Genomic DNA, 24,063 nt, shown 5'->3' with positions numbered 1-24,063 from the left:
CAATCACCAAATCCGATTAGCAATTCTGAAGGCTCAACCGCCTCTATTTTCTCCATCCTTTACATAAAAGCACTACCGACGGGGAGATAATTGCTCATCATTTTTGTGGATGGAGGCTCATCTCAGAAACCGGGTTTCTTCCCTTATTTCTCGTACTCAACCCAAATTGTCGCAGAAACCCGGTTTCTCGCCACTTGGGCGACCGTTCTGGATCTAGATTCAAGGATTGAGAATAGGTGTAAGATCTAGAAGAAATCCGGGAAGTACATCTTCACCCGAAAGTGTAGGCGGTTGGTCAAAAGAGAAATTAATTACTTCTGCTACATCTTCAGACAACCGATAGATTTCTACTAAAGGCGTTTGGGGGTCAATTAGCCAACCTAAGCGACAGCCGTTAGTTCGATAATACCGCATTTTAGCCCGCAATGTTTCTAGGGAATCAGTTTGCGATTCCCTACGGGATAGCTTCGCTTCACGCAATTCAATTACAAAGTCCGGGCACAGGGGAGGAAATTTGCGCTTATCTTCTGCGGATAATGCTTCCCAACGTTCTAGGAGTACCCAAGCAGCATCAGGGGAACGCTTCGCACCGTTGGGTAATTGAAAGACAGTGGAAGAGTCAAAGACTTTTCCTAATTGAGTCTGACGATTCCACAAACCGAGTCCCAGGTTTAGATCGGAATTTCTGATGCCGCTTTCGCCGCCTGTTGGAGGCATAATAATTAGTTCTCCTTCGGGGGTTTGTTCTAATCGCCACTCTTCATTAGCGATGGACAATTGATAAAATTGTTCGTCGGTTAAAGCGACGGCGGCAGGTAGGTTGAGAGTTATAGTTTCCATCGTTGATATTATCGCCAACTAGGTTGGTTTTATTATAGATCGCACTTTCTGACAATTTGCTCAAAAAGATCGCATTCAACAGTAAAACAGGTATCTCTGCTTTACCTCGAAGGCTAGATCCCCCTAAATCCCCCTTAAGAAGGGGGACTTTGAATCGAACTTTTGTCCTCTCGTTAAGAAGCGGGAATTTGTATTTGACTTTTGTCCCCCCCTTTTTAAGGGGGGCTAGGGGGGATCGAGACTTTGCCACAAAACAAATGAGATTAATCTCTCATAAATCTATCTCGCACAATCATCCCAGGAACCGGGTTTCTTCCGATATTTCTCGTACTCAACTGAACATTGTCCATTGTCCCAGAAACCCGGTTTCTCGCCACCTAACGAGAGAAATTAGATGGCAAATCCGCGATAATTTATCACAATCACCCGCGCCAAAGTCCCCGCGCTAACCCACAAGTCCGCCGGGGGTTGAAAACCCCCGTCTCATAGCAAAAGTCCTCTCAAAGAGGACTGAAAGACACATTTTTGAATAAGCATTGCAATATCTCCCCAGTCGGTTTCAACCGACTTTCGCTATGAGACAGGGGTTTTAACCCCTGGCGGACTGTTTATTTAACTCTAAATATAACTACTAGCTTGACGGGTGAACATTGAGCAGTAAATTCCGTTTGATGCTATCAATTCGTCGTGAGTTCCTATTTCTGCTATTTTACCGTTTTCCATGACGGCGATTCGATCGGCAATTTTTGCTAATCCCAATCTGTGACTGATGACTATGGTTGTTTTCCCGGCGGCTATTTGGCGGAAGATGCTGTAAATTTCGTGTTCTGTCTTGGGGTCGAGGGCGGCGGTTGGTTCGTCAAAAATTAGCACTTCGGCTGTAGAAAGCCGCATTAAGGCGCGGGCGATCGCAATTCTTTGCCACTGTCCCCCCGATAAGTCTATGCCGTCTTCTAATTGTTTCCCCAACGGTGTCTCTAAACCTGTGGCAAGACTATTGACTTTTGCGCTAATTCCTGCTTCGGAAATAGCTTCGTTAATGGCGGTGTCATCTGAGAGTGAAAGCAAGTCGCCGAAACCGACGTTTTCGCGGACTGTGGAGGGGAAACGGGCGTAATCTTGCATGACGACGGCGATGCGCGATCGCACGTATGCTAGAGGGTACGATCGCAAATCTTTGCCGTTCCAGGCGATCGTACCACTTGTCGGGTCGTACAGGCGGCCGAGGAGTTTGCCAAGGGTGGTTTTACCCGCGCCATTTTCACCAACAAGCACTAGCATTTCACCCGGATTAATCGTTAAGTTGATATCTTCAACCGTGCTTTTATTACTACCGGGATAGCAGAAAGATAGATGCTTAATCTCGATGCCAATTTTATCTTTTGTGGGGCGGGAATCTTGCCCGTCTTCTGGTAAACTAGGCAGGCGAGATGCTACATCCCCAAGCGGAGACTGCAATTCTGGTTTGAGTTCCAACAGTTGAAAAATTGGACTAACGCTGAGAGAGATATCGTACAAGTTAGTAGAAGTGCTAATCAGTATTTGCAAACTTTGCTTTACTTGAACAATCAAACCAGAATAGAGTGCTAAATCGCCCAAAGTATAGCGACCACCCAAAGCTCCCATTACTACATAAATAAATGGCAAAGCCACTCCTATTCTACTAAACATCGACCATAAAAGTACAACAATAGCTCCCTTTTTTCGGATTTGCTGCATCTCGCTAAAAAATTGCAAAAACTGACCCTGCCAGCGTTTGAGCCAAAGTTCTTGCAACCCAAACAAACGCAATTCTTTAGCATATTCTTCGCCCGTCAAGACTCTACTGGATAAGTTCATTTCGCGGGTGATTTTAGCTTGCTTTCTTTGAACTCTCCAGATGATTCTGCTATATTTTCTTTGGGTATAAATTGAGGGAGATGATGAGATCAACATCAGCACTGGCACCCACCAAGCTATCGCAGCAGCAAGACCTATCGATGGAATAAATATAAAAATTCCCGTGATGGTCATGCTGATGGTAAATGCTAGTTGCTGTATTTTGGATACTCCGGTTTTGGCTAGTTCTACTATATTTAATAGTTCGGGGTTTTCAAAGAGGGCAATATCGTCAAAATTGGCTACTTTTTCGAGGACTTTTCCTTCGACAAAGCCTTGAACGCGATCGCGCAAAGATGTCGCGACAAAAGAGTTCATTGTGTCTAGGGCATCGCCGACTAACTTGAGACTTAAGACTCCGGCAATACTCCACAGCAATATTGGCCGGGAAAGCATCAAAGCAAAGGGCTGTGCTGTTTGGGTTTGCGATAGCAACCGAGATACTTCATCAATGATTAATTTATCTAAAAAAAGCACGGCAGAGGGGGCAGCACCGCTGATAATGTTGAGTATTATTAAATTGCGGAGTTCAATTGGTGCGGCTTTGATTATCAGGCCCAAGCTGCGCCACAGAGCTTGGAAGGTGGTAATTTGAATGGGTTGCATAATTCAATCGCCATAATTTTATTTATTCATCTCCTCCTACTGTATTATAACAGTAGTTGTCAAGTAATATAGTTTGCTAACAATTAGGCCGGCAGGGATTTAAATCCCTGTCTCATAGCTAAAGTCCTCTAAAGAGGACTGTTGGTTAATATTTAGAATTTGAGTTTGTTAGCTTCGTTTAAACAGGAGTGCTGCTCAATATGTACAGGATTTACAACATCGGGAGCATCTCATATTTGTAAAAACACTTTTTATGGCTCCTGCCTTCTTCCTCCTTCCTCCTGCCTTCTGCCTCAAAACTCCTGCCTCAAAACTCCAATTTCTAGCTTGCTGCTTTCATTGAGATGCTCCCTTTACATCAAGTCTGCTAGCCTATTTCTTCAGTCCACTTCAGTGGACTTGAGCTGTGAGACGGGGGTTTTAACCCCCGGCGGGTTAGTGGGAAAGCGGCAAATATCAAACTATCCAAATGTCAAACGCCGCGCCGTACCGTCATCTGTAAATCGCTGTTCGCCAACGCCAACAACTTCCACAATAACTTCGCGTTCTGATATCGAAAATTGACCCTCGCGCGCGGCAATTTCAACGATGATTTTTTCCCCTTCCAAATACACCTTGTAATTAGTCGTAGACCACACACCTTTTTCATGTTCAAAACTGTGTCCGTCGTCCTCATAAAGCGTCCATTCACCGCTTCCGGGCCAAATTCGCATTTTTAATGACCCAAGCGGTTCTTCGCTGACAAATTGCCTCACAGGTGCGATCGCAATTATGCCCCCTCCCCGCACGTAAAGCGGCATTGTCTCCAAAGGTGCATGGGCTAAAATGTGCGTCGGGCCCTGATAGCATTCGCCCGTCCACCAATCGTACCAAGTTCCCTCCGGCAAATACACAGCGCGGTGTTCAACTCCCGGCCGGTAAATAGGTGCAGCCATCAGCGACGGGCCGAGCAATACTTGATCGTAAAGGTGATAAGTTGCCCGATCGCGCGGAAATTGATATAGTAGCGGTCGCAAAATCGGTGTTCCAGTCGTCGCTGCTTCCCAAAACAAGGTGTAAATATAAGGCAACAACTGATAGCGCAAATTCATGTATTCGCGGCAAATCTTCTCAGTGCGAGATCCAAAAACCCACGGTTCGTGCTGCGCCGTACTAATCGCCGAATGACCGCGCATCAAGGGATACAGCATTCCCACCTGCATCCACCGCGCGAACAGTTCAGCCGTTGCATTCTCCGCAAAACCGCCGATGTCGCAACCGACAAACGCTACCCCGGAAAGCCCCATGTTGCAAAGCATCGGTAGCGACATTTCTAAATGATCCCACAGCGATTGATTGTCACCCATCCATACCGAGGAGTAACGCTGAACGCCCGCAAAACCCGATCGCGTCAGCACAAAAGATCGCTCGCCCGATCGCACTTTTTGCAGCCCCTCAGCACAAGCTTTCGCCATCATTAAACCATACAAATTGTGCGTTTCCGCGTGGGTGGCGCCCTCGGATGCCGGGCCTTGCGGTGCATCCAGCGGAAACCAGATGTGTTGGTGGCCGTCGCCAAAAGGCCGTTCTGCGATCGAAGGTTCGTTCATGTCGTTCCAAATCCCCGCAACGCCCACATCTGTAAGGTTTTTGTGCAATTCGCCCCACCACTGCCGCACCTCCGGCCGCAGGAAGTCGGGAAACACCGCTTTTTCGGGCCAAACGTAACCGTGGAATAGCCTTCCCTCTGCGGTGCGGACGAAATAGTCGTTTTCCACACCCCGATCGAATACTTCATAATCTCCTTCCGGTTCGTACTTGACACCGGGATCGACAATCGTGACAACCTTAAAACCGGCTGCTTTCAAGTCTGCGATCAGTTTCGCGGGATCGGGGAAACGCTTCGGGCTCCAGGTAAAAACGCGGTAGCCGTTCATATAGTCGATGTCGAGGTGGATGACATCGCAGGGAATCGCCCGATCGCGAAATTGCTTCGCCAACTCCCGCACAACGTCCTCGGAGTCGTAGCTCCAGCGGCATTGGTGGTATCCCAGCGCCCATTTTGGCGGAAGTGGCATCCGGCCGGTTAACTGCGTGTAGGTGGCGAGAATTTGGGCGGGTTCCGGGCCGTAAATGATGTAGTAATCGAGTTCCGGGCCTCTGGTTTCCATCCGCAAAACCCCCGGTTGTTGGGCACCGATGTCGAACTGACTCCAAAATGTGGTGTTGAAAAAGATGCCGTAAGCGCGATCGGGATTCAGGGCGATGTAAAATGGGATCGCCTGGTACATTTCATCGCTGAGGGAATTGTAGTCAAGGGCGTCTATTGTCCAGTTTGTCTTGACTTCGGAGAGTTTGTCGAGAAAGCCGGTGCGTTGTCCGAAACCGTAGAAGTGCTCGTCTGCTTCGATGCGTTTCCAGCCTGCGGTTGCACCTGCGCGCCATCCCATACTGCGATCGCAGTCGCTAGCAAATGGTTTTCCCGATTTGTCAAAGCATTCGATTGCAGCACGAGATCGCTTGACTGAAATCGTTATTTGTGCTGTTTCAATTTCTATTTTTTCGTCTGTTTCTCGCACTTCCAATGGTATAATTTCCCACTCTTCGTCAGGGACAGTTATTGAGTGCGATCGGCTTTTGAATTCACCTGTCGGGGACATTCGCACTCTGATTAAATTCGGCGCGAGGATGCTGATGTTTAGGGAAGTTTCACCACAATTAAAGTGAAGGGTGCGATCGCTCTTACTTATAGATTGTACTGAGCCGATCGTTGACCAAGGCTGTTCAGTTTTTTGGAGTTTTCCGAAGTATTGTGGCATCTACTCTGACTCGAAATATTATCGATTTTGGTTTGAGCAGTTAAGGGTTGTCATCTGGCAAAAGGCTGAACTAAATAAATGGGCCTAATTAAACGTAGTTAGAGCCCCGACTTCTTTAAAAAATCGGGGCTCTGGGTGTGAGGTGGGCTTACTTACAGGCTATTCTGTTTTTGATTGGATAGAAACTGATGGCAAAGAAGAAGAACGAGTAACAAAGGGCTAGTAGATCTAGTGGATGGCTTTCGCGAAATTCCTTAATTTGGTCTATTACTCTTTTCATTGGTTTTTTTCTCCTTTGTCGCCGTCATCGGTAGACAGGCTTTTTGATTTTGTTGATCGCTTACTCCCTACGTAAACGATTATCTGTCTAGCCAAATCCGTACCGCTCTCAGCCTTCGCCAACCAATCCCTCCCTTCCGGGGAGAAGCTTTGGGATCTCAGAAACAAAAAAATTGATTTTTGCCCTAATGATCGATATCTATATTCTAGACGGGTTTTCAGGGGCCGTCCTCTAGCTAAAGGAGGAATATAACTTGTCAGCATTATATTATCGATTTTGCTTTCAGGAGTTAAGGGTTGTCATCTGGCAAAAGGCTGAACTACAACGATCTATCTCATGCAGCAAAACCCCAATATCTGCGATCCGTCGGCTCCACCGCCCGATTAACCCGATCGCCTGGAAGTATTGTAAAGGTGAGAGCTAAAGAATCTCAAATAAACGTTACCTAAGTTTATTAAACTTTTAACTTATGCCTCTTACCGAAATTTTACCCCTCCTCAAATAGTTAACTCACTCCGATAAACTGTTGCTACTAAATTTCGTGGTAGCCTAATTATTGAATGAATCAGGTTTAATCCCATTGGATGTTCCGAACAAAGTAGCTAGTCAAGGTTTATATGATTCTTTTGAAGCTGCTGCTGGTTTAGCGAAAGCACGGTTGCAGAGGAAAAAGCGAAGACACATGGTTAATATCGGGCTTTGGTAGTCTAGATCGTTGCTTTTTCACCGATCGCCTGCTACTTTTATTTTTGGTACACTAAAACTTGATAGAAAACCTGCCTTTGTCTGTGGGAGTTGTTTTCCTCCTCACAGTTCGGGGCGTCTCAGGAACAGGGGTGAATTTGCTGATAGTTGCGTACATCATAAATTAGTTCAAGTACAGTCTCGGTATTTTTAAAGAAGAGGGTACCCATGAAAGGTAAAAAAAAAGACCAACTCAGCCGCCGCCATTTTCTACTCGGTTCGGCAATTGCAGGTAGCGGTATTGTTGCCGCAAACCTGCGATCGAAATCTGGGTTAGCACAATCTTCTGCACCGGCAATTATCACCTCGGATCGGATGCGCCCCAGCATTCCCTACGGTGTTGCTAGCGGTGATATTACCGGCAACAGTGCGGTGATTTGGAGTCGGTGCGATCGCTCCTCCCGAATGATAGTTGAATATGACACCGCCGACTCCTTCGGCAACGTGCAGCGCATCATCGGACCTGCAGCGTTGGAAACTAGCGATTACACGGCGCGTATTAACCTGATTGACCTACCAGCCGACCGGCAAATATTCTACCGAGTCAGCTTCCAGAATTTAGCCGATCCAAACATCTACAGCGTCCCCGTTACGGGGAGTTTCCGCACGCCTCCAAACAGCAAGCGCGACATCTTTTTTGCCTGGTCGGGAGACACCGCCGGACAGGGTTGGGGTATCAATACTGAATGGGGTGGCATGAAAATCTATGAAACTATCAGGCAGCTTAAGCCAGACTTCTTCATTCATTCTGGCGATTACATCTATGCAGATAGTCCGATTCAATCTGAGGTAAAACTTGACGACGGTAGCATCTGGAAAAACATCACAACAGAAGAAAAGTCAAAAGTAGCTGAAACCTTAACAGAGTTTCGCGGAAATTACATCTACAACCTGCTAGACAATAACATCCGGCGCTTCAACGCCGAAGTGCCTCAGCTAGTTCAGTGGGATGACCACGAAACTACAAACAACTGGTATCCCGGCGAGATGCTAATTAGCGATGACCGCTACAAAGTCAAAAGCAGTTCTTTACTGGCAGCGCGCGCCAAGCAAGCATTTATGGAGTATACGCCGATCCGCTTCGATGCCAGCGACCCAGAACGGATTTACCGTTCGTTCAATTACGGTTCTTCCCTGGAAATTTTTATGCTGGATATGCGTAGCTATCGAGGATCAAACACTACCAACCGTCAGACAGCAGCAAGTGAAGAAACAGCGTTTTTGGGTAATGCCCAAGTTAGCTGGTTAAAGAACAAATTGCAGAATTCAAAGGCAAGGTGGAAAGTAATTGCTAGCGATATGCCAGTTGGACTGGTGATTGAAGATGGCAAAAACAGCGGCAAATTTGAGAACCTCGCCAATGGAGATGGTCCTGCATTGGGACGCGAACTCGAACTTGCCCAATTGTTGCGCTTTATCCAGCAAAACAATATCCAAAATGTCGTTTGGCTGACCGCTGACGTGCATTATGCTGCCGCGCACTACTACGACCCCGGCCAAGCTCAATTCACTGATTTTAAACCGTTTTGGGAGTTTGTTGCCGGGCCGCTTCACGCTGGAAATTACGGACCAAATAAGCTTGACAATACTTTTGGTCCCCTGGTTAAGTTCCAAAGTTTGTCGCTGCCAGAAGTAGAAAATCTACCTCCTACAAAAGGTTTTCAGTTCTTTGGTACGGTTAAAATTAATGGCGACAGTCAGGTGATGACTGTGGCGCTGCACAACCTTGAAGGCAAAATTCTCTACAGCGTGGACTTGCCGCCGGAGGTTTAAAACAGCTTCAAGGGCGCTGGACAAGTCGATCGGCAAAATTACAAAATGTACGAGTAATATCAAGTTCTATCATCTGCGAGCAATCGGGAAGTAGTAACGCGCTCAAAGCGATATCTACTTACCGACTGTAGATATTACTTGTACAAAACAGCCTCTTTCAAAGTCGCGATCTTACCTAGCGCTTCATCGAGCTCCTCTTGGGATGCGCCGTGGGCAATGATGGCATCGGTCAAATGCTTCACAATTGCATCAAAGTGTTCAGGCTGTAAATTCAAACCTGCGTGTGCCTTCTCCATTGAACGACCTGAGTATTGCTTGGGGCCGCCGAGGGCATAAGAGATAAAAGCAGTTTGATGGCGGCGCTGCTTTTCCATATCTGTATGATCGAAGAAGTGGCTCACTGTCTCGTCCGCCAAAACATCGCGGTAAAAATCATCCACCATCTCTTTAATGGCTGACTCTCCGCCCATTTTCTCGTACAATGTTGTTTCCATATCGTTTGAGCGACTTGATTTTTTGCACTTACGATTTAATTATAGCTGGCAGCTCTGCTTTTTTCGACTCGGGATAATATTAATTTAATCTAAAATAATTGCTTAGCAACTCTTGCAACTGCTGGTATTTTTTAGACCACCCTCTATTTGTAAACTTTATTAACGTTCTATCGCCCGTTAGATATTGTCGATCGCCCTCTCAGCATTTTGACCTAATGCACGGATTGCTTGTTTTAGCAAGATGTTTTAGACAAAGCACCAACACGCATCTGTTTTCCAGCTAGTACACTCAAGAAATCGGTGAAAAAATAGCGACCGGATGCGATCGCAATTTACGCGATCGCCCCTGCAATTGCACAAGTTAAAATAAATGGGCGATCGGCTGCCCAGCGGCATCATGTATAATCGAATTGCCAATATAATCGAATCACAACAACGATCGCCTGTATAGTAATATTTGGCAGTTGCTAGTCGGTTGCGACACTTCCGGGCGATCGCCCGCAGTTAAGAAAAACCTTTGACTTAAGTAGGCGGACTGAAATCAAGATTATTATGTCCTCCGCGAGGAACGAAGCAATCCCAAGTCTGAGCGATTGCTGCATTTCTATCTGCTGTTTCCTTAAACTTTGATGATTTTTGAGTGCCTTGAAATACTATAGCCAACATCCTAACGCTTTCTCGATCGACTACCTTAACGACTTGCGAGGAGCAATTCTAGCCTCCCCTTATCTAGCAATCAACAACCTCAATCGCGATTTCATTGGCACAAAAGGGTTTTCCGTAGTGTTTCAACGTGCGGAAATCGCAGAAGTAGAACGGCGGTTCCCTTTGTTCAAACCCTATCTAGACCAAGCATTACAGCCTGAATGCAATGCTTTTTACCTCAACCCTTTGTTGCTGGGTGAAGGTTCCCGCGTCGATCCGCATATCGATCGATCTTTGCGATCGTACTGCAAAACAGTTGAACCTCCCGCAGCCGTCAGCGTTTTGTACGTACAAGTACCGCCGAACTTGCAAGGGGGAGAGTTGATACTGCGGCGCAACAAACAGCAAGTCGGGCAGATTAAGCCGCAAGCCAACTCCCTGATCTATTTTCAAGGAGATTTGACTCACTCTGTCAACGCCGTTAAAAGTAGCGGAACTCGTTTGAGTTTAGTTTGCGAACAGTACAGTTTGAGCGAAACAGAACTGCAGGATATTCCAGGATTCACAGTGGAGTCTAGGGCCGCGAAAGCAAAAATTAAGTAAGGTTTATTCGATCCTGGGTTGGGTCGCTTTCACTTGGGTTTACCGTAAACTTAAGGCTCAATCTAAATCGGGACTTTTGAGCATTTCCAGCAACTTCCGCTTCCGACTGTGTACTTGCATCAGTTGAGAACGATAAGCAGACCACTGAAGATTTTGCCCAGTGTGTAAATAGGCAGCGCGGGCTTTTTCCAACCACTTAATCGCAAGATTGTACTCGTTTGATTTCCCCTGATCCATAATCGATGCAGCACGCCCACAAGCATTAGTGATTACCCAATCGGGGCTGTGGCTGATAGCAGCCCCCATTACTCGGTGAATCAGTGCTGAGTGGTAATAACTCAAGCCATCAGCAAGGGCGATCGCATCTTCAATCATTCCTTCATGCAGAAAAATATAAACCTTCGCGTCAGTAAACTTCCAACTTTCATTAGTTTTCAGAGTAGCTAACAAATCTGCTTTCAAAGTTGACCAACTATCTCTTGCTAACTCCTTCACTAAACTATAATCGCTAAAAGACGGTTGGATTTTAAATATCTGGATTCTAGCATTTAACGCAACTTCGTCTTCGCCCAACTCAACAGCCAACTCACTCATCGATGTTGCCAGTTGGTAATGGCAATGACCTGACAAATTTAACCCAGCTTGGCAAATTTTCAGAGCTTGTTCTAAGGCTCCCTGTTGTTTTAAAGTTTGAACTAGAGCAAAAGCATCTTCCGCTGATTGCATCTGGGTAGCAGCAGCTTCCACTGCTTCTTCTACTCTCCCCAAACGAGTTAACATCGTCAAGTATTGTTGAGTACAACCTTCTGCTTGGGCTAAGTATAAGTATTCTAGATCGCGTTCCTGGCGATCGAGGATTTGCAAGCGAATCAATGTTAAGTCGTGAGCACAGTCTGGTGCGTCACCAGCCCAAACTCCTTGCCCAGTAATGTTTCCTTCAAGTACCTCTTGAAGTAGGGGGTCGTCCCAACCTTGGCGTAAAGCTTCCAAGCTCATGCTGAAATCACAATCCCATTCATCTTGCCAAGCTTCTAACATCACCTGGAGATCGATCTCTTCTTCAGCGGTTAGTTGAGCCGTCAAAATTGCTTCTGTCCAAGCTTCATTCAAAGCGTTAGCTATCTCATAATTTTCAGCGCCATATTCTTCTACATCATTCCAATCTTCAACGCAGGCTGTGGTGATGGCTTCTAAAATTACTAAGGCGTTGTTGCCATCCCCCTGTTCGCTGAATTCCTGGGCTCGCTGAATTACATCTAAAAGTTCTTCTGTAATCGGGTCTTCCTCCCATCCATCCTCCAAATACCTCACAGCCTCTCGCAAAATTCGTCGTACTTGATATCGAAAGGGAGCAGGATCGATGGAGGTGTGGCGCGGTGCTTTGGTAGGTTGGTTTGAAGGTGCAGGAATCGCACTTAAGTTAATGTATTGTTCGATCGCATCAATGAGTGATGGTTCTTGTTTTACTAAATGCTGTATTAATTGCTGGGTTTGTACATCGTTGAGGCGATCGAGCAATTGTTCCAGTGTCGGGCCCTGCTCAATTGTTTCTGGTTGCCGCAGACACAATAACAACGTCGCAACAATGTGTTTACACCACCCACCGTTATCGTAAGGACAAGTGCAGAATAATGTAGATGCTAATCCAGCATCATCAAAGGGCAGGGTAACACGGTAGGGTTCTACTTCGGAACCTTCCACTACTGCTTGCACCATATTGCCACGCCGGACTGCCCTAGTAACATTGCCCGCTAAATAGTAAGCTTCACCCCGCTTGAGGGATTGGGCAGAGGTGTGAAGCTCGATCGTTGTTTCACTGAGTTTGGGAATAACCATGAGACTATGCCTCAGCAATTAAAGGATTAGACTCGATTTTACCTGAGAAATACACTTAGTCTACAATTTAATTGTGTCCCGACTAGAGGTTTCCATAAATTTCAAAAATCTGTAAAGCAAGCACTGAGAAGGTTCCTTACAAAGGAAAACGAGTAGCACTCGACACAAAAAATATTGGCAATAGTTTATTATTAATTTATAATTAGTGCTTAGCTAAGAATCATCAAAATTCCAGTATGCTTAATCCTTTGGAGTTACCCTCAATTCCTTTATCTGAACGCAAGCAGTTACCTGAATGTGCAGCTATATATTTTGCAATAGATGCAAATAATAGAGTTCTTTATATAGGGAAAGCTAAGAATTTGGTGGCAAGATGGAGAAATCATCACCGCATCCATAAGTTAGAAGAAATTGACCAAGAGTTTCCTGTTAGACTGGCTTGGCAAGCATGGAATGAAGAAAACTTGGGTGAAGCAGAAAAAGGCTTAATTAAAAGATTCCAGCCTTTGCTGAACAATACAGAATTTGAAACACCTGCTGTCATCCCATCAGAAATTGTGTTAAGAGATTTTCTAAAAAACTTTTCAAGACGGCTAATTATTTTCGGTATGGAACCTAAAGCTCCTGACACGCTCCTCAAAGTCCATCTCAAATATGATTGGCAAAATTTGTCTTCTCAGGGAACAGCAGCTAAGATCAAAGACTACATCGAACAAAACCAAAACACAAATACAAGCCTAAAATTTAAGCGTCATAGATATAGTAAATTCAATTTATTCGCTGGAGAAACTTTTCGTCCAGGTAGTAGAGCGCAGCGAACAATGGCCCGGCAACATCGGTCATACAACAACCACTGGGAATTTGCCTGTAATGGTGTTGTCATTCATATCACCCCTACAGATTTTTATCGGAACTATAAAGAAAAAACTCAAGTGACCAAACTAGCGGGAGTAAATTTTCGTGCAATCACAGAAGAGGTGTTTGCGGAGGCCCAAAAAAATAGTAATTATGAATTCTCTGGATTATGTTGTTTCAGAAGCGATCCAGTTCCCCTGCTTTGGGTTAACTTGTAAAGCCACCCAACGATGCAAAGCATTTTCGATCGACGCAGGATGTCGGAGTAAATGAAGCTGCTGGTTTGGTAAAATGCCACAGGCGATCGCCTTACCAATAAAAACCGCCAGATTAATTTAAACTGATTAAAAATTAGGCTGCGAAAATCCGATGATCCACAAGAAGAACCGCAAAAAGTTACCTTTATTGGCAGCATTCTTAGTCTCGCCATTTATTTCTTGGTTCCTGAGTACGATCGCCCTATTTCTCAGTCTCTGGGTCATCATACCAGCACCCACGATGTTCCTGTACCCTTTGGCGGTGGGAGCACCAGAAATCAGTCCTTGGTTGGTCGTTATCAATACGATCGCCCTTTTGCTGAACCTGCTCAGACGGCATCAAGGCAAAGTCTACATTATTTTGTCAATTTGTAACCTGTTCGCCCTAATCCTAGGCCTGCTTCCGCTGATTCAGTTCCCAGCAGCCAATGCAGCGGTAGCTACCCAAATGCAAGCAGTTTTAGGGGAAAACTATTTAGCAGCCGTTCCTCAAGCCGATCGCGCGCAGCTACGCCCTCAACCGTTTATCCTCGGAGATGCGTTCCGAGGAATTCCGATTAAAGACGTTAGGATCGATCGGGCTATTGGATTTGCCAACCCTGACGGAGTTTCACTGCAACTAAACCTTTATCGGCCGATGCAAATTGGCAAATATCCGGCGATTATCACACTCTACGGGGGAGCTTGGCAAAGAGGCAATGCCGATTCCAATGAGGAATTCAGCCGCTATATGGCCGCCCAAGGCTATTGTGTGGTTGCAATTGCTTACCGCCACGCTCCCAAGTATCGATTTCCTGCTCAGATTGAGGACGTACAAGCTGCTCTTTCCTATATCAAAACTCACGCTGGTGATTGGGAAATCGATCTCGATCGCATTGCTCTCATGGGAAGGTCTGCAGGTGCCCATTTAGCAATGCTAACTGCTTATGATTCTAGTATGCTTCCAGTTCGAGCAGTGGTGAATTATTACGGCCCAAATGACCTGATCCGGGGCTACAATGACCCACCTTTTCCTGATGCCATAAATGTTAGAGCCGTCTTGCGTGCCTTTCTGGGAGGAACGCCAGACGAACTCAACGAGCTTTACCGTCGGGCTTCTCCCATAAATTATATTAAACCCCATCTTCCCCCTTCTCTACTGGTTTATGCAGGTCGCGACCATATCGTTCAGCCCAAGTTTGGTCGATCGCTCTACCAACGATTGCGAGCCAAGGGCGATCGGGCTATTTTGCTCGAAATTCCTTGGACCGAACACGCCTTTGATGCAGTTTTTAATGGCCCGAGCAATCAATTAGCTTTGTACTACACAGAACGCTTTTTGGCTCATTCTCTCAAGTTTTCGGATTACCAACGAGTTAAATAAAAGTTTAAACTTTACTTATTTATGCTCAATAAACTGCGGCTATAACAGTTTAATAAGTTCCCAAATCTCCTAAAGATTTCTACGGCTAATTGTCGCACCAATTTTTAGAAGAGTTGCAAGACTTTATTTATCATATAGCGGTTCGATCGCGTGGTGAGGTATGCCCTATGCCCTATGCCCTATGCCCTATGCGAGTATGATCGCCCTCAGTTTCAGCGCCCCGCGTCCTGTTACACTGACATCCTGCGGTTGTGTGCGATCGGTGCGATCGACCTTTCTGAAAAAAACCTAAAATTCTGTAGCCTGCGATACATTTATTTGGTTAATGATTGTTTAAACTCTCCAAGTGTAGATTGTGTACTCTCCATAATTCTCCAAAACCCCTAAACGAGTGCGTTGTTTGCTGGACTGCGATTTATCGATCGTCGAACCGTTAAAAACCATAAGTAGTTTTGACCTGAATTCATCGGAATTGATTCGCACAAAATTTTTGAGCTGACTAGGGTGAAGATTAGTTACTAAATCTGTGCAGCGCAGACATCTATCATGTTGACTCAAATTAGTACAGGCTCTTGTCATCTATTTTATTGCTGCTAATAACCGAAATCCAACCGCATCTCACACTGGATTGTCACGCCCGATGGGCGAAGTGATAGGGTCTCGCTCGTCCAATCTTTTAGAGCCTGCCAAAAAAGGCATTCTGCCCAAAGTTAGCTTTGACTAAAAACGTTGGATAAATCCAACATATTTGTCAATCGTTAAACTTTTGCTAACATCTATTTTTTCACAACTACTCGTCCTGCAACCCCAATAAAAATAACCATGAGTGGAAACCAATCGCGCGTTCAAGCAATTTCTCAAATCGTCAACCGCAAACAGATGCCTGCCCGGCCTCTCAAGCGGCTAGAAGATATGTGGGCAACAGACGTTTTTAGTCTGAGCAAGATGCAAGAAAGTCTGCCCAAAAGTATTTTCAAATCAGTAAAAAACACCATTCAAACCGGCCAAAAATTAGATGATTCCGTCGCTGATGTAGTTGCAGCCGCAATGAAAGACTGGGCTATTTCCAAAGGAGCCCTGTACTACGCCCACGTATTTTACCCGCTCACCAACAGCACCGCCGAAAAGCACGACGGTTTCATCTCCGTGCAAGGCGACGGGTCCGTCATCTCAGAATTTGCAGGCAAAGTTCTCGTACAAGGCGAACCCGATGGTTCCTCATTCCCCAACGGCGGCATCCGTTCCACCGCCGCCGCTCGCGGATATACAGCGTGGGATGTCACCAGCCCTGCTTATGTCATGGAAACAGACAACGGCATGACCTTGTGCATTCCCACTGTTTTCATTTCCTGGACAGGTGAAGCCTTAGACAAGAAAACGCCGCTTTTGCGTTCCATTGCCGCAATGAACAAAGCAGCAACCCGAGTGTTAAAGCTATTAGGAAATACCGAAGTTGCTCCGGTCAATTCCAGTTGCGGTTCCGAACAAGAATACTTCCTGGTAGATGCCAATTTCACCACCAGCCGCCCAGATTTATTGCTAGCAGGTCGCACCCTTTTCGGCAAACCTCCTGCGAAAGGTCAGCAATTCGACGACCACTATTTTGGAGCGATTCCAGAGCGCGTTCAAGTCTTCATGCAGGAAGTAGAAGAAAGAATGTACCGGCTGGGAATTCCTGCCAAAACCCGCCACAACGAAGTAGCTCCCGGTCAGTTTGAAATTGCACCAGTTTTTGAAGCTGCAAACGTCGCCAGCGACCACCAACAATTAACCATGACAATTCTCCGCAACACTGCAAAGAAACATGGTTTTATGTGTTTGCTGCACGAGAAGCCTTTCGCCGGAATTAACGGTTCCGGCAAACACGTCAACTGGTCTGTCGGCAATGCCACCCAAGGAAACTTATTAGACCCAGGCGATACACCGCACTCGAACATACAATTTCTAGTTTTCTGCGGCGCTGTGATTCGCGGAGTTCACAAATACGGCCCGCTATTGCGCGCGGTAGTTGCTACTGCCAGCAACGACCACCGATTGGGTGCAAATGAGGCTCCACCAGCAATTATCTCTGTCTATTTGGGTTCGCAATTAGAAGATATCTTCGGGCAAATTAGCCGGGGAGAAGTTAAGGACTCTAAAGGTCGGGGAATTATGAACTTAGGTGTAGAAACACTGCCTACTTTCATGAAGGATGCTGGAGACAGAAACCGGACTTCGCCCTTTGCCTTTACTGGAAACCGATTTGAATTCCGTGCCGTAGGTTCGGGTCAGTCTGTTTCCGGGCCGCTAGTGGCGATGAATACAATTCTCGCAGATTCTTTGGACTGGATTGCTAACAAATTAGAAAGCGATTTGGCTAACGGAACTGAACTGAATGCTGCCATCCAAACACTTCTCAAAGAAGTGATGGACGAACACGGTGCGGTTGTATTTGGTGGCAACGGCTATTCCGAAGAATGGCACAAAATGGCTGTTGAGGAACGGGGTTTAGCTAACTTGCGGACTACGGCAGATGCTTTGCCCGTGTTGAAGGAAGGATACATTGAAGACTTGTTTGAAAAGACAGGTGTTCTGACTCCAGTTGAATTGGAAAGCCGTTACGATGTTTATGCTGAGCAGTATTTGCTGGCAATTGAAGTCGAAGCAAAACTGGTAATAAGCATGGCAAAAACCATTATTTACCCCGCAGCGGTGAGGTATTTAGCTGAAATTTCCGGCACGGTTTCTAAGTTGAAAGAAATTGGGATTGAACTGGAAAAGGAAACTGCCGAAAAAGTAGCGGTGCTGGTTAAGTCAATGATCGATACTGCGAGCAAATTGAGTTCTGCTTTGAGCAAGCACGATTTTGATTCGACAGAAGAACATATGCAGTATGCTTCGCAAACAATTCGTCCTTTGATGGATGAGGTTCGCAAGTATGCGGATGCTCTGGAAGGTGAAGTGGCTGATGATTTGTGGCCACTACCTACTTATCAAGAAATGCTGTTTGTTAAGTAGTAGCAAACAAATTCGGTTAATTACAGGTTAGATTTGTAAGGACACGGCAGTGCCGTGTCCTTACTTGTTGTTGAGATTAAATGAGTGTTACCCTGAATCTGTCAATCGATTTGAGATTTGAGATTTGAGATTGAAGCCTTGACCCCATGGATAAATTGGGGGGCTTGTTTATTGGATACAGGTTTTTTATTTCTCCACGGATGAATCCGCGGGCTTGTATACTGGATGCTTTCGATCAGACTCATCAAATGCGAGCGAGAGTAAGATTGGTGAAGATTGTTGAGATACCCTCCGACAAATTTATCGGCGTAGAAAAAGTAATATTGTTGCGAAAAGCTATTATGCGAATTCAATCTCTTTTCAAACAAATGACTCTGGCCGCTCTAGCTCTGGTTTTTGCGATCGGTTGCAGTCGATCGACTCCGAACGTAAACTCTTCCCCTGAAGCAAGTACCTCTAGCAGCTTTAGGGTGGCGTTGGTCGTCACAGGTTCCAAAGACAACAACAGTTGGGCTCAAGCCTGCTTTGAAGGGTTAAACCTAATCAAAGATAAATTTAATGCTCAGGTAGACTTTACAGGCATTGACGGTGAAGATAGTGAAGCTGCCCTTCGCCAATATGCCCAGTCAGGCTATGACCTGGTAATTGCAGCCAGTGGTGGCTATATCAAAGCTGCCGAAAAGGTCGCTAAAGAATTTCCGCGAACGAAATTTGCCTTGTTTACTACGTATCCAGGGAATAACACAAATTTGGGGGCTGTTGCCTTTCGATCGGGTGAGGTGGGGTACCTCACAGGCGCTTTGGCTGCCATGAAAACCAAAAGCCATAAAGTTGGCTATATTGTGGGTGCCGCTTATCCGGTTTATAAAGAAGAAGAAGCCTTGTTTAGGCGGGGAGTGAAGGCAACGAATCCCTCTGTTCAAGCTTCGACTGCTTTTCTCAACAGTTGGATTGATACGGACAAAGCCATTAAAGTCGCAACGGATATGGTTGCCTCTGGAGTAGATGTTTTGACAATCAACGCGGATGAGGCAGGGTTAGCCGCGCTAAAAGCCGTTACGCAAAAGCCAGGAGTCCTTGTGATTGGTTGGGCCAAGGATCAGTACCAACTGGCTCCCGGCAAAGTCCTAACTAGCGTTCTGCAGGACATTCCCAATCTGGTGCTCAATGCGGCCGTATTAACCCAGGAAGGTCGCTGGGAAGGAAAACTTTACAAGTTTGGACTCAAGGAAAAAATCTACGACTTTGCGCCTTTCCGTGGTAGTCTCACGTCTCAGGAAGAGGACACTTTCAAGACCATCCGAGATGCTGTGACGACTGGCCAAATTGATGTTTCTCCTTAGTGCGCGCATTAATTGATTTACCAATATTGATTCTAAGTCCGATGCAAAATCAACGCAACCATCGCGCTCTTCCGATTGCCAAAAGCTCCCCTTCACATCCCTGGCAACGCTTCTTTTCTATTGCAAATCAGCTCCGGTATGGTTTGATATTTTTGGTTCTTCTGAGCTTACTGCCCACAGGTGGCTTGCTGATCTACCTCAGCTTTCAGGCGCAGATCCAGCAATCGCGATCGCTCCAAGAAGAGCGCAGTCAGACAGCAGCAGGGCAGATTGATAATTATCTAGATGACTTGAAACGAAAACTGAGCTATTTAGCTAGGGTCAAAGGACTCACAAACTTTCAACCTCAAGCGCAGCAGAGCCTGTTGGAAGGGTTGACTCGTCATAATGATGCTTATGAAGCTGTTGCCATTTTGAACGGGAAGGAACAAGTTGTCGCGTCAGTTTCACCCTACCAACCGCTCAAGTTAAAAAATCCCGCCAATTCGCCACTGTTTATTCGTGCCTTTAAACAACAGGAAGATTATGTCAGTCCTGTAGAAATTAATCCTCAAACTCACGAACCAAACACCATTCTGGCGGTTCCGATTCGGAATGAGCGAGATGAGGTGGATGGGGTACTCTTAGCGCAGGTAAATCTCAACTTTCTCTGGTTTGTTGTTTCCCAAACCGAGGTTGGCAAGACGGGTTATGTTTATGTAGTCGATGAGCGTAATTTTGTCATTGCTCAAAAGGATAGTAAACCAGAAACATTTCAACTTCAAGATATTTCTAAGCGCCCTTTCTTTCAATTCTTGAAAGTATCCGGAAATACTAAGCGCCTTAACGTTTATCCGGGTCTAAAGCAGGTAGAAGTATTGGGAGCCAGTGCCTTAGTTCGGAGCGTGAATTGGAAGGTGGTTGTAGAACTGCCAACGGCTGAGGCTTATGCTCCCGTTTACCAAATGCTCTCAATTATGGGAGGCTCATTGATGGTGGTGACGATCGTTGCTGTTGGCATTGGCTTTCTATTTATTCGGCAAATTGTGGTGCCGCTACAGCGCTTAACCACGGCAGCTACTGAACTCAGTGCGGGGCAATTAGAGACGCGGGTCAACATCCACAGCCAAAACGAATTGGGGGCATTGGCGATCGCATTTAACAATATGGCAACCCAGTTAGAGGAACTGATTCAAGCTGTTGAAGTGGAACGCAATTTTGTTTCAGCCATTCTTGAAATTGCAGGTGCCCTGGTAGTTGTGCTCGACCCGCAGGGACAAATCGTTCGCTTTAACCGAGCTTGCGAACAAATGACTCATTACTCGTTTAGTGAAGTGAAAGGGCGCTACATTTGGGAGTTGTTCCCGAACTCAGACTTAGCTGGACAAGCCAAAACTGCTTTTGAGTCTTTACAATCTGGTAATTTTCCCCAGCAGTATGAAGGCAGTTGGGTGAGCAAAGATCGACAACTTAGACTCATTGCCTGGTCAGATACTGCTTTAGTCGATGATCGAGGTGAAATTGAGTACATCATCAAAACAGGCATTGACATTACTCAACGGAAACAGGCAGAAGAAGAACTCAAAACGTCGGAACAGCGACTATCTTTTCTATTCCGCCAAAGTGCACTGGCAGTGGTGGAATGGGATTTAAACTTTAAAGTCACGGCCTGGAATCCAGCGGCAGAGCAGATTTTTGGTTACACGGCTGCAGAGGCGATCGGGCACCATGCGGCAGAATTAATTGTGCCTGCGTCTGCCCGAAAGGTAGTCGATCGAGTTATGAACGAGTTGTTGAGTCAGGTTGGAGGAATCTACAGTGTCAACGAAAATATTACGAAAGACGGCAAAACCATTATTTGCGAATGGTTCAATACGCCTTTAGTAGGGGATGCTGGAAAGATTGTTGGAGTTGCATCCTTGGCACTGGATATTACTGAGCGCACGCAAGCCGAAGCTGCGTTAAGGCAAGCAAAAGAGGAAGCTGAGGTTGCACTCAAAACCTTACAGCAAACTCAAGCACAACTCATTCAGGCAGAGAAAATGTCTGGTTTGGGGCAACTGGTTGCTGGTGTTGCTCACGAAATTAATAATCCAGTCAACTTTATCTATGGCAACCTGAGCCATACTGCCGACTACACGCAAAATTTACTAAATTTGATTCAGCTTTACCAGCAAACCTATCCAACTAATGCCCAAATTGAGGAAAAAATTGAAGAGTTCGATCTGGACTACATTAGTGAAGATTTGCCCAAAATGCTTACTTCAATGAAGGTAGGAGCCGATCGCATTCGTCAAATTGTCCTGTCGCTACGAAACTTCTCGCGGCTGGATGAGGCAGAAATGAAGCCAGTTGATATCCACGAGGGAATTGACAGCACATTGATGATTTTGCAAAATCGACTGAAGGCAAAACCGGATCATCCTGCTATTGAAATTGTTAAAGAGTACGGCGACTTACCGCTGGTAGAGTGCTATGCGGGACAGTTGAACCAAGTCTTTATGAATATTCTGGCAAATGCGATTGATGCTTTAGAAAACTATGACAATCAGCGTTCTCCAAAAGATATCCAAAAGAATACCAGTTGCATCACTATTCGGACTAAGCTAGTCACAAACGAAACTGGGCCCGGTTGTTCTAAAAACGTGGTGATTCAATTTCAAGACAATGGATCGGGGATGACGGAAACTGTTAGACAACAGGTGTTCAATCCCTTCTTCACCACAAAACCAACTGGTAAAGGAACTGGATTAGGGCTATCCATCAGCTATCAAATTGTAGTTGACAAGCACGGTGGCTCCATTGAGTGCTTTTCTCAACCCCATCAAGGAACAGAGTTCCGAATTGAAATTCCTGTTTTGCAAAGCGGTGCTGTAGCACTCGTGGGTAAATAACTGCTATCAAATTCCTTTATAAGCTGTTGGGCCTTTAAATTGTATCTCAAAAAAAATCAAAGTTTTGTGGGGTGGGCGTCCCGCCCGCCCTGAATATACAATTTAAATGCGCGACAGCTTAGCGTTTCTGATAATAGACACCTATGAAGCTAGCTACAAGTCACACTGGGATAGTTTCTCGAACAGCTTTCGAGAGGGTTTGATCGACGGCATTGTGGGTTTTGAGAGTGCTGTTAGATCGTTCCGGTGCAACGGGAATTGATATGAGTAGCAATGGAGACGATCGCCGGAAAGTGTTTCAATACCAGCCGTTCGCCCCCAAGCACCTCAAAATAGACTTAATATTATCCGCTAATCAAACGATTTTCTCGCTAGAAAGTTCCCCGCTAGCAGGAGGCACTACCGTATCGCCAAAAGCAATCCGCAGAAAAGGCGGAGCCAAAAAAGTCGTCAGAATCACCATGATAATAATCGACACTTCTAACGGTTTATCCAAAACCCCACTCGCGGAACCGATGCCGGCAAACACTAACCCGACTTCGCCCCGAGGAATCATCCCCACTCCGATCGCCAATCGATTGATTCCAGGCTGACCAAACACCACCCAACCTGTTACGATCTTGCCCAAAATAGCAACCACAATCAAAAATACGGCAATCAAAAGTCCCGCCCGATTATCCGGCACTGTTGGGTTCAAAACCCCCAAATCCGCCCGCGCCCCCACGGTTACAAAAAAGATGGGCACAAATAAATCGGCGATGGGTTTCACCAATTCATCCAACTCCAGGCGGGCATCGCTTTCATCCAAAACCAAGCCCGCAGCAAAGGCACCCAAAATCGCTTCCAGATGAATTGCATTGCCCAGAAAAGCCATGAAGTAAGCAAAAATAAATGCCGGGATGATAATACTGCCGCGAGTTTTGAGTTGACCCACCACCGCCGAGAAGGTTTTGTCGAAGATGCCCCCCAACAAAATCGAACCTAGCAGAAAAACAGTTGCACTGACAATCAAATAGATGACATTAACAACATCAATCTCACCGGTTTTGGCTAAACTGGCGACAACAGCCAGGACAATAATTCCTAGCACATCATCAATCACCGCCGCACCGACAATAATTTGACCTTCTTTAGAGTTCAATTGTCCTAAATCAGACAACACTTTGGAGGTAATTCCAATGCTGGTTGCCGTCAAAGCTGCCCCCGCAAAAATTGCTGGAATTGCCGCCGTGTGGAAAATCATCATCAAGCCCGCAGTACCTGCGGCAAAGGGAACTGCCACACCTACGCAGGCGACAACGGTAGCTTGAATTCCGACTTGCTTGAGTTGTTTGAGATCCGACTCTAAGCCAATTTCAAACAGCAGAATAATCACGCCTAATTCAGCCAGCACTGAAATGACTTCACTCTGCGATTCAAAGACACTGGTGAGGGCGGCAGGAGACAGATGATTAATCGATTGCAGAACTGTCATAATCCCTGAGTCTGAGGCTGACAGCCCGCTTCCGGGAAAAACGATCAAGTGTAAAGCAGATATCCCAATAATCACCCCTGCTACAAGTTCACCCAAAACCGGCGGAAAATCAAACTTTAGAGCCACTTCGGCGCCGATTTTACTGGCGAGATAAATCACTACTAAACTGAGCAAAACTCCGCTGAGGACGATCGGCGAATTTTCTGCCTCGACTGTTGCTAACAAAGGTATGGGAGCAACTATGGATGCAATCCCAGAACTTAAAGCTGTAATTGTATGGTTCCAAAACATGGGTACGATGATGGTAAGAAAGACGATTCTACGCTGACTGTTAACTGTTAACTGTTGACTGTTGACTGTGAGCCGGAAAATTGATAAGTGTTACATATTGGGTAGGCAGTTAA

Annotated in this window: 13 protein-coding genes; 7 read left to right on the top strand and 6 right to left on the bottom strand. The window is 45.9% G+C overall.

Annotated features, from left to right (window positions below):
* Window positions 1-219: 219 nt before the first annotated feature.
* The 3 genes from QUA53_RS17185 to QUA53_RS17175 all read right to left on the bottom strand — a co-directional run bounded on the left by QUA53_RS17185 (window position 220) and on the right by QUA53_RS17175 (window position 6,122).
* Complete coding sequence (locus QUA53_RS17185; protein ID WP_333098548.1) at window positions 220-840, bottom strand: Uma2 family endonuclease; 621 nt, start codon at window positions 838-840, stop codon at window positions 220-222.
* Between the two features lie 618 nt (window positions 841-1,458).
* Window positions 1,459-3,324, bottom strand: a complete 1,866-nt coding sequence (locus QUA53_RS17180) for an ABC transporter ATP-binding protein (RefSeq protein ID WP_333098550.1) — start codon at window positions 3,322-3,324, stop codon at window positions 1,459-1,461.
* Window positions 3,325-3,785: 461 nt separating this feature from the next.
* Window positions 3,786-6,122 carry a glycoside hydrolase family 31 protein gene (locus QUA53_RS17175; RefSeq protein WP_333098553.1) on the bottom strand — a complete coding sequence of 779 codons (2,337 nt, stop codon included), beginning with the start codon at window positions 6,120-6,122 and terminating at the stop codon, window positions 3,786-3,788.
* A gap of 1,192 nt (window positions 6,123-7,314) precedes the next feature.
* Between QUA53_RS17175 and QUA53_RS17170 the strand changes: the two genes are divergently transcribed.
* On the top strand, window positions 7,315-8,919 hold the full coding sequence (locus QUA53_RS17170; protein WP_333098555.1) for an alkaline phosphatase D family protein: 1,605 nt from the start codon (window positions 7,315-7,317) through the stop codon (window positions 8,917-8,919).
* Window positions 8,920-9,053: 134 nt separating this feature from the next.
* Here the strand turns inward: QUA53_RS17170 and QUA53_RS17165 are convergent, their stop codons facing one another.
* On the bottom strand, window positions 9,054-9,413 hold the full coding sequence (locus tag QUA53_RS17165) for a group 1 truncated hemoglobin (protein WP_333098557.1): 360 nt from the start codon (window positions 9,411-9,413) through the stop codon (window positions 9,054-9,056).
* 636 nt (window positions 9,414-10,049) lie between these two features.
* Here QUA53_RS17165 and QUA53_RS17160 point away from each other — a divergent pair.
* Entirely contained in the window at window positions 10,050-10,661 is a 612-nt protein-coding gene (locus QUA53_RS17160; RefSeq protein WP_333098559.1) for a 2OG-Fe(II) oxygenase, read from the top strand.
* Window positions 10,662-10,718: 57 nt separating this feature from the next.
* Here QUA53_RS17160 and QUA53_RS17155 read toward each other — a convergent pair whose 3' ends face one another.
* Complete coding sequence (locus tag QUA53_RS17155; protein ID WP_333098561.1) at window positions 10,719-12,497, bottom strand: SWIM zinc finger family protein; 1,779 nt, start codon at window positions 12,495-12,497, stop codon at window positions 10,719-10,721.
* A gap of 236 nt (window positions 12,498-12,733) precedes the next feature.
* Here QUA53_RS17155 and QUA53_RS17150 point away from each other — a divergent pair, with 236 nt between their 5' ends.
* The 5 genes from QUA53_RS17150 (at window position 12,734) to QUA53_RS17130 (ending at window position 22,185) form a co-directional block, all read left to right on the top strand.
* A complete protein-coding gene (locus tag QUA53_RS17150; protein WP_333098562.1) occupies window positions 12,734-13,570 on the top strand; it encodes a GIY-YIG nuclease family protein in 837 nt (278 codons plus the stop codon).
* A gap of 151 nt (window positions 13,571-13,721) precedes the next feature.
* A complete protein-coding gene (locus QUA53_RS17145; RefSeq protein ID WP_333098564.1) occupies window positions 13,722-14,972 on the top strand; it encodes an alpha/beta hydrolase in 1,251 nt (416 codons plus the stop codon).
* Window positions 14,973-15,794: 822 nt separating this feature from the next.
* A complete protein-coding gene (locus QUA53_RS17140; protein ID WP_333098566.1) occupies window positions 15,795-17,969 on the top strand; it encodes a glutamine synthetase III in 2,175 nt (724 codons plus the stop codon).
* 248 nt (window positions 17,970-18,217) lie between these two features.
* A complete protein-coding gene (locus tag QUA53_RS17135; protein WP_333221730.1) occupies window positions 18,218-19,312 on the top strand; it encodes a BMP family protein in 1,095 nt (364 codons plus the stop codon).
* Between the two features lie 41 nt (window positions 19,313-19,353).
* Window positions 19,354-22,185: a PAS domain S-box protein gene (locus tag QUA53_RS17130; RefSeq protein ID WP_445304958.1), complete on the top strand. Its 2,832-nt coding sequence runs from the start codon at window positions 19,354-19,356 to the stop codon at window positions 22,183-22,185.
* 355 nt (window positions 22,186-22,540) lie between these two features.
* Here QUA53_RS17130 and QUA53_RS17125 read toward each other — a convergent pair whose 3' ends face one another.
* Complete coding sequence (locus tag QUA53_RS17125; RefSeq protein WP_333098573.1) at window positions 22,541-23,950, bottom strand: cation:proton antiporter; 1,410 nt, start codon at window positions 23,948-23,950, stop codon at window positions 22,541-22,543.
* Window positions 23,951-24,063 lie beyond the last annotated feature (113 nt).

The organism is Microcoleus sp. Pol12B3 (assembly GCF_036701355.1).
GTDB lineage: Bacteria > Cyanobacteriota > Cyanobacteriia > Cyanobacteriales > Microcoleaceae > Microcoleus.
Note: the sequence above shows the minus strand (reverse complement) of the source record. Positions and strands in the feature narration are given on the sequence as shown.

Excerpts from the sequence above, each read along its gene's own strand:
- QUA53_RS17185 (WP_333098548.1), bottom strand. The coding sequence starts at position 840 with ATGGAAACTATAACTCTCAACCTACCTGCCGCCGTCGCTTTAACCGAC.
- QUA53_RS17180 (WP_333098550.1), bottom strand. The coding sequence starts at position 3,324 with ATGCAACCCATTCAAATTACCACCTTCCAAGCTCTGTGGCGCAGCTTG.
- QUA53_RS17175 (WP_333098553.1), bottom strand. The coding sequence starts at position 6,122 with ATGCCACAATACTTCGGAAAACTCCAAAAAACTGAACAGCCTTGGTCA.
- QUA53_RS17170 (WP_333098555.1), top strand. The coding sequence starts at position 7,315 with ATGAAAGGTAAAAAAAAAGACCAACTCAGCCGCCGCCATTTTCTACTC.
- QUA53_RS17165 (WP_333098557.1), bottom strand. The coding sequence starts at position 9,413 with ATGGAAACAACATTGTACGAGAAAATGGGCGGAGAGTCAGCCATTAAA.
- QUA53_RS17155 (WP_333098561.1), bottom strand. The coding sequence starts at position 12,497 with ATGGTTATTCCCAAACTCAGTGAAACAACGATCGAGCTTCACACCTCT.
- QUA53_RS17150 (WP_333098562.1), top strand. The coding sequence starts at position 12,734 with ATGCTTAATCCTTTGGAGTTACCCTCAATTCCTTTATCTGAACGCAAG.
- QUA53_RS17145 (WP_333098564.1), top strand. The coding sequence starts at position 13,722 with ATGATCCACAAGAAGAACCGCAAAAAGTTACCTTTATTGGCAGCATTC.
- QUA53_RS17140 (WP_333098566.1), top strand. The coding sequence starts at position 15,795 with ATGAGTGGAAACCAATCGCGCGTTCAAGCAATTTCTCAAATCGTCAAC.
- QUA53_RS17135 (WP_333221730.1), top strand. The coding sequence starts at position 18,218 with ATGCGAGCGAGAGTAAGATTGGTGAAGATTGTTGAGATACCCTCCGAC.
- QUA53_RS17130 (WP_445304958.1), top strand. The coding sequence starts at position 19,354 with ATGCAAAATCAACGCAACCATCGCGCTCTTCCGATTGCCAAAAGCTCC.
- QUA53_RS17125 (WP_333098573.1), bottom strand. The coding sequence starts at position 23,950 with ATGTTTTGGAACCATACAATTACAGCTTTAAGTTCTGGGATTGCATCC.